General features: G+C 63.0%; 10 protein-coding genes. All 10 read left to right on the forward strand.

The window, feature by feature from the left end:
• Window positions 1-127 precede the first annotated feature (127 nt).
• Window positions 128-1,963, forward strand: coding sequence for a methyl-accepting chemotaxis protein (locus GPICK_RS05730; RefSeq protein WP_052263311.1), 1,836 nt, complete (start codon window positions 128-130; stop codon window positions 1,961-1,963).
• An 18-nt stretch (window positions 1,964-1,981) separates the two neighbouring features.
• Window positions 1,982-2,341, forward strand: a complete 360-nt coding sequence (locus GPICK_RS05735; protein WP_039741238.1) for an STAS domain-containing protein — start codon at window positions 1,982-1,984, stop codon at window positions 2,339-2,341.
• A complete protein-coding gene (locus GPICK_RS05740) occupies window positions 2,341-2,706 on the forward strand; it encodes a response regulator (RefSeq protein ID WP_039741240.1) in 366 nt (121 codons plus the stop codon). Before GPICK_RS05735 ends, GPICK_RS05740 begins: the two co-directional genes overlap by 1 nt.
• Complete coding sequence (locus GPICK_RS05745) at window positions 2,706-4,808, forward strand: chemotaxis protein CheA (protein ID WP_039741242.1); 2,103 nt, start codon at window positions 2,706-2,708, stop codon at window positions 4,806-4,808. Before GPICK_RS05740 ends, GPICK_RS05745 begins: the two co-directional genes overlap by 1 nt.
• A gap of 204 nt (window positions 4,809-5,012) precedes the next feature.
• Entirely contained in the window at window positions 5,013-6,209 is a 1,197-nt protein-coding gene (locus GPICK_RS05750; RefSeq protein WP_236685696.1) for a PAS domain-containing sensor histidine kinase, read from the forward strand.
• Between the two features lie 30 nt (window positions 6,210-6,239).
• The gene (locus tag GPICK_RS05755) at window positions 6,240-6,890 is read left to right on the forward strand and encodes a response regulator (RefSeq protein WP_039741244.1); all 651 of its coding nucleotides are present in this window, start codon (window positions 6,240-6,242) and stop codon (window positions 6,888-6,890) included.
• A gap of 565 nt (window positions 6,891-7,455) precedes the next feature.
• Window positions 7,456-10,089 (forward strand): methyl-accepting chemotaxis protein, encoded by a 2,634-nt coding sequence (locus tag GPICK_RS05760; RefSeq protein WP_039741246.1) that lies wholly within the window; start codon window positions 7,456-7,458, stop codon window positions 10,087-10,089.
• Between the two features lie 252 nt (window positions 10,090-10,341).
• Window positions 10,342-10,986 carry a response regulator gene (locus GPICK_RS05765; RefSeq protein WP_052263313.1) on the forward strand — a complete coding sequence of 215 codons (645 nt, stop codon included), beginning with the start codon at window positions 10,342-10,344 and terminating at the stop codon, window positions 10,984-10,986.
• A gap of 253 nt (window positions 10,987-11,239) precedes the next feature.
• Window positions 11,240-12,937 (forward strand): methyl-accepting chemotaxis protein, encoded by a 1,698-nt coding sequence (locus GPICK_RS05770; protein WP_039741250.1) that lies wholly within the window; start codon window positions 11,240-11,242, stop codon window positions 12,935-12,937.
• A 59-nt stretch (window positions 12,938-12,996) separates the two neighbouring features.
• A complete protein-coding gene (locus tag GPICK_RS05775) occupies window positions 12,997-13,494 on the forward strand; it encodes a chemotaxis protein CheW (protein WP_039741252.1) in 498 nt (165 codons plus the stop codon).
• Window positions 13,495-13,673: the final 179 nt, after the last annotated feature.

The following is a 13,673-nucleotide window of genomic DNA, read 5'->3' on the forward strand; positions in this document are numbered from 1 at the left end:
TGTCATTTTCGTTAAAGATTTTGCAGGGTACGACGATTAGGTATACATATTGCGCAAACGCGGTTTCGAAGCGGAAGGGTCGAGCCGCAGAGAGAGGTGCCACTCAGTGCAAAATTCTTTTCTGAGGATGTTCCGGCGAGCCCCAGAATCCGAGACGACGGACAAAGCCGGAGCCTTCGCGGTTCTTGCGGAAGCCCCCCTGTCAATCCATTTCGACGGCTGGAACGAGCGGCTGGCAACGCTCGGCCAGCGGCTGCTGGCGCTCAACGGATCCACGGAGGACGAATTCCTCGCCATCGGCGCCCGGCTCCACGACTTCTACGCCCGGGCCGGTGCCGTGGAGCGGATGAGCCAGGACGTGGCCGGCCGGATCATGGGAGATGATATCTCCCGCGACATGGCCGCCCTCCAGGAGATTCTCGATCGGATCGCCGACTACCTCGCCCAGGCGGAGCGCGAGACGGAGCAGAGCACCGAGACCCTGCAGCAGATCCTCGACCTCGTCACCCACGTGGACGACCCCCTCGACGGCTTCAAGAAGATCATCAAGAACCTCCACATGCTGAGCACCGCCGTGAAGATCGAGAGCGCGCGGCTCGGCGAGGGAGCGGCCGGCTTCAACACCCTGGCCGACGACGTGGAGCGGCTTTCGGTGTCGATCAAGGAGAAGTCGACCAGCATCCTCGCGGAGAAGAATTCCCTCGCCGCCATGATCGGCGTCACCCTGGCCCGCGTAAGCGCCCTTGAGGCCGAACAGCGCAGCAACGCCCGCCTGATTCTCGACCGGACCCGCGACAGCCTTGCCACCCTCGCGTCGATCCACGGCCGCTGTTCCGATGCCGCGACGGCGGTTGCCGCCTGCTCCTCGGAGATCGCCGCCAGCATCGCCACGGTGGTCACCTCGCTCCAGTTTCACGACATTACCCGTCAACAGATCGAGCACGTGAAAGAGGCCATGGACGACATGCGGGCGCTCATGGACGCGTCTGCCGCCACCCCCGGCCCGGCCGCCGGCGAGGTGGCCGACGTCTGCGAGCTCCAGGAGGCGCAGCTCGACCATGCCCGTGACGAGCTCGTCGCGGCGGTGGCGCGGGTGGTGGAAAATCTGCGCGACATCGCCCGGAAGGAGACGCGGATGTCGGAGGAGACCCGGCTCATGGCCGGCTCCGCCGACCAGGCGGGGAGTTCGTTCTTCGCCGACATGGAGAACGGCATGGCCCAGGTGGCCGACGTCCTCTCCGAGAGCTCCCGGGCGAACCGGGGGCTTGCCGAGGCGATGGCATCGGTCGTGGCTTCGGTGGGGGATATCGCCACCTTTGTCACCGATATCGAGGAGATCGGCTCCGAGATCGAGCTGATCGCCCTCAACTCCCAGGTGAAGGCAGCAAACACGGGGGAGGGGGGGGCGGCCCTCGGGGTCCTCGCCGAGGCGATCCAGCACCTTTCCGTCGAGGCCCGCGCCCGCACCGGCGCCGTTTCCGAGACGCTCCGCAAGGTGACTGCCGTCACCGTGAACCTGAGCCAGGAGGACCAGGAATCTCGCGCCATCGCCGACGAGATCGACGGCCTGATCGGTGAGCTGAAGGGGCTGCTCGGCACCATCCGGGGGATGAACGAGACGCTGCTGGGGCTTCTCGGTCGAATGGACGGCGAGGTGCAGGGGCTCTCCATCGATATCGAAGCCGCCACCGGCGGGGTGACCGTTCACGAGACGACGAACCGGCTCGCCGGCGAGGTGATGGCGGAATTGCGCGACCTCGTCCGGGAGATCCGGCGGCTGGCGCCGGCGGCCTCATCCCGGGAACGGGAGGCACGGCTCCGGGAACTGGCCGAGCGCTACACCATGCACAGCGAGCGGACGGTCCACGCCGCGCTCTTCGGCGAAGCCGGCGGATTCAATCCGGCCTTTGCGCCGATGGCTGCTGCCGATGACGCACTCGGGGATAACGTAGAACTGTTTTAGTCTCAACGAGGAGAATCAATGGACGGACTGACCATAGAACGAAGCGAAGAGGCCGGTGGCGCGGCGCTCGTCCTGAAGCTTTCGGGCGACATGACCATTCCGTGGGCCGGGGAGCTGCGGCAGACGCTCCTCGACGCCTTCGACGCCGCGGCGACGGTGGCCGTGGACGTTCGGCAGGTGGCGAGCGTCGATCTCTCCGGATTGCAGCTTCTCTGCGCCGCCCACCGCACCTCCTGTGTCCGCGGCCGGGCGTTTCGCCTGACCGGAGAGCGGGATGGGGCGTTCGCCGAGGCGGTGGTGCTCGCCGGCTTTCCACGGCACGTGGGATGTGCGCGGGATGTGGGAAAAACATGCATATGGACGGGAGGAAGTGACTGATGGCCAAGATGATCATGACGGTTGACGATTCTGCCAGTGTGCGTCAGATGGTCGCCTTTACCCTTAAGCAGAACGGCTACGACGTGGTGGAGGCGGTGGACGGCAAGGATGCCCTGGCGAAGCTTGCGGGGACCAAAGTCGACATGGTGATCACCGACCTGAACATGCCGAACCTGGACGGCATCGGTCTCATCAAGGGAGTGCGGGCTAACCCCTCCTACCGGTTCACCCCCATCGTCATGCTGACCACCGAGTCCCAGGACTCCCGGAAGGCGGAAGGGAAGGCGGCCGGCGCCACCGGCTGGATCGTGAAGCCCTTCAAGCCGGAGCAGCTCGTGGCGGTGGTCAAAAAGGTGCTCGGCTAATGGACGCCCATCGCCAGGCCTACAAGGAAGAGGCGTACGAACTCCTGGCCGAGTTGGAGAACTCGCTTCTGGAGTTGGAGGAGAACCCGGAGGATGTGGAGCTGATCGGCCGGGTCTTCAGGGCGATGCACACCATCAAAGGGTCGGGGGCGATGTTCGGCTTTGAGGATATCGCTACCTTCACCCATGAGGTGGAGACGGTCTTCGACCTGGTCCGCAACGGCAAGATGGCGGTGACCCGCGATCTCGTCAACCTGACGCTCCGGGCCCGGGACCTGATCAAGGGGATGCTCGACGCCTCCGACGGCGGTGAAGCGGTGGAGGGACGCGAGGCCGAGGAGGTGATCGCCGGTTTGAAGCGTCTCGTCCCCGCCCCGGCGATCGGCGACCCGCTCCCGGCGGCGGAACGGCCGGCTTCCCGTCTCGATGGAGGAGAGGGGCCAGCGGTCACCTACCGCATCCGCTTCAAGCCGGTGCCGGAGGTGACGGTCAACGGCACCAATCCCCTCCTGCTCCTGGCCGAACTGAACCAGCTCGGCCCCTGCCGGGCGGTGGCCCAGATGGCCAACGTGCCGGAACTTGAGGAGCTGAACCCCGAGTTCTGCTACGTCTACTGGGACGTGATCCTCACCACGAAGCGGGGGACCGACGCCATCAGGGACGTCTTCATCTTCATCGAGGATGACTGCGAGCTGAAGATCGACGTCATCGACGACGGCGGCATCCTCGATACCGACGCCGACTACAAGAAGCTCGGGAGCATCCTTACCGAGCGGGGGGATCTCACCCGCCACGACCTGGAGACGATCATCGCCCGGCAGAAACGCTTCGGCGAGCTCCTCGTGGAACAGGGGGTCGTGACCCCCGAAAAGGTGGCGTCGGCCCTGGTGGAGCAGCAGCACGTGAAGGAGGTCCGCAAGGATCGCCAGGCCCAGGAGAGCGCCTCCAGCATCCGGGTGCCGGCGGAGAAACTCGACCTCCTCGTGAACCTGGTGGGGGAGCTGGTGACGGTCCAGGCGCGGCTTTCCCAGACCGCCACGGGACGGGGCGACGCGCTTCTGGCTTCCATTGCCGAGGAGGTGGAGCGGCTCACCAACGAGCTTCGCGACACCGCCCTCAATATCCGGATGCTCCCCATCGGCACCACTTTCAGCAAGTTCAAGCGCCTGGTGCGCGACCTGTCGGTGGAGCTCGGCAAGGACATCGAGATGACCACCGACGGCGCCGACACCGAGCTGGACAAGACGGTGATCGAGAAGCTGAACGATCCGCTGGTCCATCTTATCCGCAACTCCATCGACCACGGCATCGAACACCCTGAGGAGCGCCTCGCCGCCGGCAAGCCGCGCCAGGGTACGATCCACCTCGCCGCGGTCCATTCGGGGGACAGCGTCCTCATCACCATCACCGACGACGGCGCCGGCCTCGACCGGGAGGCGATCCGGGCCAAGGGGGTCGAGCGGGGGATCGTCCCGGCCACCGCCGAGCTTACCGACAAGGAGATCTTCGACCTGATCTTCGCCCCCGGTTTCTCCACCGCCCGGACCGTCACCAGCGTCTCGGGGCGCGGCGTCGGGATGGACGTGGTGAAGAAGGCGATCGACGCCCTGCGCGGCACCATCGACCTCACCAGCGAACGGGGGAAGGGGACCGTCATCACCATCAAGCTCCCCCTGACCCTCGCCATCATCGAGAGCCTCCTGGTGAAGATCGGCGCCGACTGTTTCGTCCTCCCCCTCTCCATCGTGGAAGAGTGCGTGGAGCTGACCCGGGAGGACGTGCGAAACGCCCACGGCCGGAACCTGGCCAGCGTCCGCGACCAGATCGTCCCCTACGTCCCGCTGCGTGAGCGGTTCCTGGTGGGGGGCGATGCGCCGGAGATCGAGCAGATCGTCATCACCCAGGTGAATGGCGGGCGCGTCGGCTTCGTGGTGGATCACGTCATCGGCGAGCACCAGACGGTGATCAAGTCGCTGGGGAAGATGTACAAGGATGTGAAGGGGCTTTCCGGCGCCACCATCCTCGGCGATGGCTCCGTCGCCCTCATTCTCGACATCCCCCAGCTGGTCCGCGAGGTGGAGCGCGAGCAGGCTGTCTGGTGATATTTCGAGGCAGAACGTGCTTCGGGCCGCCGTGACCATTCCGGTCCGGCGGCCGTTTTTTTTCGGGATGCGCTGATGGCGGCGTGCCGAGCCCTTGCGGGGCGCGGCATGATGCGTTACCGTTAAAGAAATAGAGGCACCTACTCCAGATTTTCCCCTGCTCCGGCTTTCGGGGCACGGACTCAAGGATATATCGTGACCGGAATGGCCATCCTGGCGCTCGCGTTCGCCCTCGTCTCCCTGCGCCGCTGTCGGCAACTCCGGCGGGAGATCTCCCGCCGGCTTGAGGTTGAGGAGCAGCTGCTCCGCTTCCGGGAGACGCTCGAAAATATGGAGCTCATTGCCGTCCGGCTCGATACCGCGGGGAAGATCACGTTCTGCAACGACTACTTCCTAAGGCTCGTGGGGTGGTCGCGGCAGGAGGTGCTCGGCGCCAACTGGTTCGACCGGTTCATCCCGCTGGACCAGGGAACGGTGAAGCGGTTCTTCTCCTCGGGACTGACCACAGGGGCCGTTCCGGCCCACTTCCAGAACGACATCGTGACCCGGGACGGGAGCCGGCGCTTCATCTCATGGACCAATACGGTCCTGATGGGGGATGACGGGGCGAGTGCCGGCACCATGAGCATCGGTGAGGATATCACCGACCGGACCGCCGCCGAGAACACGCTTTCGCGCTACCAGGAGGAGCTTCGGAGCCTGGCCGCCGAACTCTCCCTGGCGGAGGAGCGGGAACGCCGCCGCCTCGCTGCCGACCTCCACGACCGGATCGGGCAGACCCTCGCCTTTACCAAGATCAGAACGGATTCCCTCAGGCAGTTCGTTGTGGCCGAAGGTGCCGAAACGCTTCGCGAAACCGCCGCCCTTCTCGAACAGTCCATCCAGGAAGTCCGGACCCTCATCTTCCAGATCAGCCCGCCGCTGCTCTACGAAGTGGGGCTTGAAGCGGCCCTCGAATGGCTCGCCGAGACCTTTCAGGAGGAGCATGGCCTGACGGTTTCGTTCCAGGACGACGGCGAAGTCAAGCCCCTTGCCGAAGAGGTGAAGGTTACCCTTTTCCAGGCGGTGCGCGAGATTCTGATCAATACGGTCAAACATGCCCGGGCAACCCGGGCGACGATTGCAGTCCGGGCGGGTGCCGGGCAGATTGTCGTCGACGTCAGGGACGACGGCGCCGGCTTCGAGGCTGAGCGTGCCGTCGACATCTCCCGGTCGCGCAGCCTGACCGGTTTCGGTCTTTTCAATATCCGCCAGCGGCTCGAGCGTCTCGGGGGAGAGCTGCTGATCGTCTCGGCGCCGGGACGGGGGACGGCCGTCACGGTGATAGCTCAGCTTCTCCGGGACGCTTCCGCAGAAGAAGGCGCGGCGGGGATCGTTTCGCCGCGCGGCGCGGCCGACTGAGATGAGGGCAGGGAACAAAAGGGGGCGCCAATGGCGGTGAGGGTGCTGGTGGTCGACGATCACAAGATCATGCGCGAGGGGCTCAGGTCTCTCCTGGAAGGGCAGAGCGACCTCGTGGTGGTCGGAGAGGCCGAGGGGGGGAGGGAGGCCATCCAGCGCGTGCGCGACACCGCTCCCGATGTGGTCGTCATGGATCTCTCCATGCCCGAAATGAACGGCATCGAGGCGACCCGCCGCATCGCAGAGAACTTTCCGGATGTCCGGATCCTCGCCCTCTCCATGCATTCCGACCGGCGCTTCGTTGAAGAGGCCCTCGCCGCCGGTGCCTGCGGCTTCCTGCTGAAGGACTGCGCGTTCGACGAGCTGGTGGGAGCCATCCGCGAGGTGAAGGCGGCCCGCTACTACCTCAGCCCCCGCATCGCCGGGGGGGTCGTCAGCGACTTTCTCGGCAGCCGCGGCCGCCCCGCCTCACCCACCGGTGCCCGCCTTACCCCCCGCGAGCGCGAGGTTCTGCAACTCGTTGCGGAGGGGAAGAACACCAAGGAAGTTGCCTTCACCCTCGGCACCTGCGTGAAGACGGTCGAAACCCAGCGGACGCAGATCATGCGCAAGCTGGGGATAACCAGTGTCGCCGAACTGACGAAGTACGCCATCCGCGAAGGGCTCACCTCCCTCGACTGACCCCCCCCTCAACGGGTTTCCCCTTCCTTCCTCTGGAATTTCCTCTGCCGATCGGCCGCACGTTCCTCTTTTTAAAAACAGCCGAGAACGTGCCACGACCTCAGCCAATTGAAATCTCACCCACCCCCCTGCCCCTTCCTGTCACGGGAGGGGTAATGTCTTGGTGGCGGAAGATCAGTGCACCGATGATTCGGTGCTTTTTTGTTGGTGCCGGAGAACGGTGAATGGGTGCGCTGCACGGTGCAAGCGAAAAGAAACGAAAGTCGATAAGGGTTATCCTGATGGTGAGGTAAGGAACATTCTGATGGCTCTATTCATAACCCTGCCGATCAGGATTACATGCGCTTTGATTGACAAAGACGGTCGGCTATGGAGCGGTGGAGGACGATGGCATTTACCTTTTTCATGCGCGACCAGCCTCCCCTCGAACATGCGGCGGACCATATGGTCCGCTTTGCCACGGGGCGGAGCCCATCTCTTCGAGCAGGTGGTTCCCGATGCCCAGGTGTTCAGGAAGAACCCATAGACACAATGTCGGTGTAATCGGAAAGGGAAAGGAGGACGTATGCTCAAGAACATGAAGATCGGAGCAAAACTGGTGGGAGGGTTCGTCATAGTTGCTCTCCTGGCGGTCGTTGTCGGTGTCGTCGGTGTCGTGAACCTCCGCAAGCTGGATAAGGCCGGGGACCTGATGTACGAGAAAATGGCCGCGCCGTTGGGGGACCTGGGCGCGATGTCGGTGGCGTTTCAGCGGATGCGGATCAATCTGCGGGACGCCGTCACCGCTGAAACTTCCCAGGAGCGGGCAAAGGCGGCAGAGACCATCGGAAAACTGCGGGAGGAGATCGGCAGACGTTCGGATTCGTTCGAGAAGACCATCCTGACCGACGAGGGACGAAAAATCTTCGGCGAGTTCAAGGAATCCCGCAAGGTATATGGGGCAGCGCTTGAAAAGGCCCTCTCCCTGGCGGGTGCGGGACGCCAGGCTGAGGCGGAAGCGGTGGTCAAGGGAGAAGGGAAGGCGGCGGCGCTCCACGAGCAGGAGCTCCTCGACAAGCTGACCGCTTCCAAGGAGGAGACCGCCAAGAAGACGGCAGAGGAAAACGGCGTCGTCGCCAGTCGCGCCATGATGATGATGACGGTTCTGCCTGCGCTGGCGCTCTGCTTGGGAACACTCATCGGTTTTATAATCACACGTGGCATCAAGAGGCAACTGGGGGGCGAGCCTCAGTACGTGGCCGAGATTGCCGGCAAGGTGGCCGTTGGCGACCTTGCCCTGCAGATCGATACCTCCGGCCAGGATCAAGGGAGCATCATCGTCGCCATGGGAAAAATGGTGGAAGCCATCAAGGCTCTTTCGGCCGACGCCAACACGCTGTCGGAGGCGGCGGTGGCCGGGCGGCTGGCGACCCGCGCCGATGCGACGAAACATCAGGGGGATTTCCGGAAGATCGTCGAGGGGGTGAACGATACCCTCGACGCCGTCATCGGCCCCCTGAACGTCGCGGGCGAGTACATCGACCGGATCAGCAAGGGGGATATCCCGCCACGGATCACCGACAGTTACAACGGCGACTTCAACGAGATCAAGAACAACCTCAACCAGTGTATCGACACCCTGAACGGGCTCATCAGCGACATGAACGAGATGTCCAAGATGCACGACCTGGGAGACATTGAGGTGGTGATTACCGCCGACAACTACCAGGGGGCCTACCGCGCCATGGCCAAGGGGGTCAACGACATGGTCAACGGCCACATCGCCGTCAAGAAGAAGGCGATGGCGTGTATAGCCGAATTCGGGAAAGGAAATTTCGACGCCGACCTGGAGAAGTTCCCCGGCAAGAAGGCGTTCATCAACGAGACCATCGAAGGGGTGCGGGGGAATCTCAAGCAGTTCGAGGAGCAGCTCAGCATTCTCATCAAGGCGGCGGCCGACGGAGAGCTCGACAGGCGCGCCAACGCCGCGCTCTTCGTGGGGGGATGGCAGATCCTGGCCCAGGGGGTGAACGACACCGTCACCAACATCGTGGAGCCCCTCATGGTTACCGCCGACTACGTGGACAAAATCAGCAAGGGTGACATGCCGCCGGTCATTACCAGGGAGTACAAGGGGCAGTACAATCTCATCAAGCAGAACCTCAATGCGCTTATCGACGCCACCAACGGCATTGTCCGGGCGGCACAGCAGGTGGCGGGGGGCGATCTGACGGTGGAACTGAAGCAGCGCTCCGACAACGACGAGCTGATGAAGGCCCTCTCCACCATGGTGAAGAAGCTTTCGGACGTGGTGGCGGAGGTGAAGGTGGCGGCGGACAACGTCACCGCCGGCAGCCGCGAGATGAGCGTCGGGAGCGAGCAGATGAGCCAGGGGGCCACCGAGCAGGCTGCTGCTGCTGAGGAGGCCTCCAGCAGTATGGAGCAGATGAGCTCCAACATCCGCCAGAACGCCGACAATGCGGTGCAGACCGAACGGATCGCCATCAAGAGTGCCGAGGACGCCAAGCAGGGAGGAAAGGCGGTGGCCGAGACGGTGACGGCCATGAAGGAGATCGCCGGGAAGATCTCGATCATCGAAGAGATTGCGCGGCAGACGAACCTGCTGGCGTTGAACGCCGCCATCGAGGCGGCCCGGGCCGGGGAGCACGGCAAGGGGTTTGCGGTGGTGGCCGCCGAGGTGCGCAAGCTGGCCGAGCGGAGCCAGCACGCAGCGGCGGAGATCAGCCAGCTCTCGTCCACCAGCGTGGACGTTGCCGAGAAGGCGGGTGAGATGCTGGCCCGGATTCTCCCCGACATCCAGAGGACTGCCGAACTGGTGCAGGAGATCAGCGCCGCCAGCAAGGAGCAGGATACCGGTGCCGAGCAGATCAACAAGGCGATCCAGCAGCTCGACGCCGTGATACAGCAGAATGCCGGCGCGGCCGAAGAGATGGCCTCCACCGCCGAAGAGCTTTCGGCCCAGGCGGAGCAGCTCCAGAGCACCATCGCCTTCTTCAGGGTGGACGAATCGGCAGGTAGTCGGCGCGCCCCCATCGTCTCCCGGTCGGCGAAAAAGCCGGCCGCTCCCCATGTGGCTGCCAACGGTTATCATCCCAGTGAGCCTCTGTCGAAAAAACCGGCGAAGGCGGTCGTGAACTCAGGTGTCAGCCTGGAGCTTGGCGGCCCGGACCCTCTGGATGGTGAGTTCGAAAAATTCTGATCGGCCACGTCCGAGGCACTGCACACGCGCAAGGCGCGCTCCGGTATTCCGGGCGCGCCTTTTTTACGTCCAGCCGCTCCGGGTAGTTTCGATCGGTGCCGTTCTGGAATGTGCCCCTGGTCAACTCGGAAAGATTCTGAGTGGTGAATGGTGTCATTCTTGCTATAGTTCGGAGCCGTCGAATGGCGCCCCGGCCCTCCTGCTGGTGGCAAACCGCCGAATACTCAGGTAAGGAGCGATAGCCAGCACATTATGAGAATCATGATAGTTGATGATCACCAGATCGTGCGCCACGGGATGCGCCATCTCCTGGAGAGTCAGAGTGACATGGAGGTCGTGGCCGAAGCGGACAGCGGCCAGTCGGCTCTGCGTCGGGCACGGGAACACCAGCCCGACGTAATCCTGATGGATATCTCCATGCCGGACATGAACGGCATTGAAGTTACACGCCGCATCATTGCATCGTTGCCCGATGTGCGGGTGCTCGTCCTGTCGATGCATTCCAACCGGCGATTCGTGACCGAGGCTCTCGCCGCCGGAGCTACAGGCTATCTTCTGAAGGATTGCGCGTTCGATGAACTCATCGGAGCAATCCGCTGTGTCGCCGCCGGCGAGACGTACCTCAGTCCCAAGATTGCCGGCCACGTCGTCCGGGGGTTCCTGGACCAACGGACGGTGGCTGCCGCTGCCACCCATCCGACGCTTTCCGTCCGCGAACGGGAGGTCCTTCAACTCATTGCCGAAGGGAAGAATGTCAAGGAAGTGGCATTTCTTCTCGAAATCAGCACCAAGACCGTCGAGACTCACCGGATGCAAATCATGAAGAAGCTCGATATCCGCAACGTTGCCCAGTTGACCAAGTACGCCATCCGCGAGGGGCTGACCTCCCTCGACTGAAACAACATTCTTCCAATTCCTCTCCTTTCTCACGCGATTTCGCAGAACCCCCGTGGCGCCGATCCGGCGAGAACCGGCGGCTGACAGTACCTCTCACCGTTTTTGGATAGTGCAACCCTTATTTCAGTATTTCCTTGCCCCTATCAGGTATTCCCTTATGCCGTGAAAAAGCTAAGCGCCGATACGTGTCTGTATAAGGCCTGCTTCATTGACGATTTTTTCGTCTACAGCATTGTCAAAGGGAGGAACGGGTATGCAGTGGTTTTACAACATGAGGATTGCGGCAAAGCTTCTGACCGGCTTCATTCTGGTGGCCGTCATCGCAGGGGTCATCGGCTTCTTCGGGGTCACCCGCCTCAGGACCCTCCAGGAGGCGAGCGAGTCGATGTACCGCATTAACACGATGCCGATCTCGGACCTGGTGGATGCCACCGAGTACTACCAGCGAACGCGGGTCAACCTCCGGGAAATCTTTATTGACCGGACCCAGGTCGACAAGGAGAAGCACCTGGCGAGAATCAAGGAACTCGACGGCAAGCTGGAGGAGTCCCTCAAGAAGGTGGAGCAGAACTCCCAGGCGCCGGAGATTAAAAAAGCAGTTGCCGAGGTAAGGGGACGGGTGGCCGATTACGGGCAGCTTCGCGGCAAGATGATCGATCTCCTCATGGCGGGCAAGAGCGCCGAGGCATTCGACGTGCTCCGCGAGCCCAAAAACGTGGAAATAGCCATGGCCGGTGAGGAGGCTATCCAGAAACTCGCCGACCTGAAGACCGAGGATGCCAAGAAGAAGGCCGACGCCAACGCCGTCACTGCCCGAGGCGCCATCAGCCTGATGATAACGCTGGTGATCGTCGGCGTCGTGCTCGCCGTGATGCTCGGGATCTTTATCTCCCGGATCATCAGCCGTCCTCTGAAAGAGGCGGTCGACATCTCCAACCGGCTGGCCGAGGGGGACCTGACCGTTGCCATCGAGGCGAAGAGCACGGACGAGACCGGCCAGTTGCTTATCGCCATGAACAACATGGTGGAGAAGCTGAAGGTCGTGGTTGTCGACGTGAAGGCGGCGGCGGACAACGTGGCGTCGGGGAGCCAGGAACTCTCCTCCAGCAGCGAGGAGATGAGCCAGGGGGCGACGGAGCAGGCTGCAGCGGCGGAAGAGGCCTCCAGCAGCATGGAGGAGATGAGCTCCAACATCCGTCAGAACGCCGACAACGCCACCCAGACGGAGCGGATCGCGGTGAAGAGCGCCGAGGATGCGAAGCAGGGTGGCAAAGCGGTGGTGGAGACGGTGCACGCCATGAAGGAGATTGCCGGGAAGATCTCGATCATCGAAGAGATCGCGCGGCAGACGAACCTTTTGGCTCTGAACGCGGCGATCGAGGCGGCGCGGGCGGGGGAGCACGGCAAGGGGTTCGCGGTGGTGGCGGCGGAGGTTCGCAAGCTGGCGGAGCGGAGCCAGCACGCGGCGGGGGAGATCAGCGAGTTGTCGGCCTCCAGCGTGCAGGTCGCGGAAGCGGCAGGGGAGATGCTGAACCGGATGGTTCCGGATATCCAGCGGACGGCGGAGCTGGTGCAGGAGATCAGCGCGGCGTGCAAGGAGCAGGACACGGGAGCGGAGCAGATCAACCGCGCGATCCAGCAACTGGACCAGGTTATCCAGCAGAACGCCAGTGCCAGCGAGGAGATGGCGAGCACCTCCGAAGAGCTGGCGAGCCAGGCGGAGCAGCTCCAGGCGACCATCGCCTTCTTCCGGGTGGAAGAGGGGCGCGGGGTGAAGCGTGCGCCGGTGGCAAAGAAGAAGGCCGTAAAGCCGCAGATCGGCCATCTGGCCCACGGACAGGCCAACGGGTACCACGCGGAGGGTGGCGCCTCGCGGAAGAAGGCGGCCAACGCCGGCGTCGATCTGGATCTGGGGAATGACAGCCTGGATGCGGAGTTCGAGAAATTTTAGAGAGATCGGTGAGCGGTGAGGAGTTCCTCCCACCGCCCACCGGATACAAGGAGATTCCCATGCCGGTGGCAGCCATAACGGAAACACGCCAGTACCTGACCTTCAAGCTGGCGGATGAAGTCTTTGCGGTGGATGTGGCAAAAGTGCGCGAGATCCTCGAGTTCACCACCATCACCAAGGTTCCCCAGACTCCTCCCTTCATGCGTGGGGTGATCAACCTGCGCGGCAGCGTGGTGCCGGTGATGGACCTGCGGCTCAAGTTCGGGATGAGCGAAACGGAAAAGACGATCAGCACCTGCACCATCGTGGTGGAGGTGGCGGCGGAAGGGGAAACGATCGTGGTGGGTGCCCTGGCCGACTCGGTCCAGGAAGTGTTCGAACTGGAGCCGGCGCAGATCGAGCCGGCGCCGCGGATCGGGACGAAACTCGACACCGACTTCATCCTCGGGATGGGAAAACACGGTGAGCAGTTCATCATGATCCTCGACATCGACCGGGTCTTCACTGCCGATGAGATGGCCGGCATGGCCGGCGAGGCGGAAGTGGTGAACGGCTGAAAGCGTTTTTCCCCGGGCTCAAAGACGCGCCTCGATATTTGCGGCGCGTCTTTTTTGTAAAACAGTCGTTTTATTTACAATTACATAATAAAGTGGTAGTTTTTAGTTATTAGCGTTTATTTAAGTTGTGCTTACTGGTCGGAATGAATACTCGGTTTTGTCGTTGCGATGAAAGGAAG

Source organism: Geobacter pickeringii (genome assembly GCF_000817955.1).
Taxonomy (GTDB): Bacteria; Desulfobacterota; Desulfuromonadia; order Geobacterales; family Geobacteraceae; genus Geobacter; species Geobacter pickeringii.

Bases quoted from the DNA above. Each gene is read 5' to 3' on its own strand.
- GPICK_RS05760 (WP_039741246.1), top strand. From the start codon at position 7,456: ATGCTCAAGAACATGAAGATCGGAGCAAAACTGGTGGGAGGGTTCGTC.
- GPICK_RS05730 (WP_052263311.1), top strand. From the start codon at position 128: ATGTTCCGGCGAGCCCCAGAATCCGAGACGACGGACAAAGCCGGAGCC.
- GPICK_RS05745 (WP_039741242.1), top strand. From the start codon at position 2,706: ATGGACGCCCATCGCCAGGCCTACAAGGAAGAGGCGTACGAACTCCTG.
- GPICK_RS05770 (WP_039741250.1), top strand. From the start codon at position 11,240: ATGCAGTGGTTTTACAACATGAGGATTGCGGCAAAGCTTCTGACCGGC.
- GPICK_RS05765 (WP_052263313.1), top strand. From the start codon at position 10,342: ATGAGAATCATGATAGTTGATGATCACCAGATCGTGCGCCACGGGATG.
- GPICK_RS05735 (WP_039741238.1), top strand. From the start codon at position 1,982: ATGGACGGACTGACCATAGAACGAAGCGAAGAGGCCGGTGGCGCGGCG.
- GPICK_RS05755 (WP_039741244.1), top strand. From the start codon at position 6,240: ATGGCGGTGAGGGTGCTGGTGGTCGACGATCACAAGATCATGCGCGAG.
- GPICK_RS05740 (WP_039741240.1), top strand. From the start codon at position 2,341: ATGGCCAAGATGATCATGACGGTTGACGATTCTGCCAGTGTGCGTCAG.
- GPICK_RS05750 (WP_236685696.1), top strand. From the start codon at position 5,013: ATGGCCATCCTGGCGCTCGCGTTCGCCCTCGTCTCCCTGCGCCGCTGT.
- GPICK_RS05775 (WP_039741252.1), top strand. From the start codon at position 12,997: ATGCCGGTGGCAGCCATAACGGAAACACGCCAGTACCTGACCTTCAAG.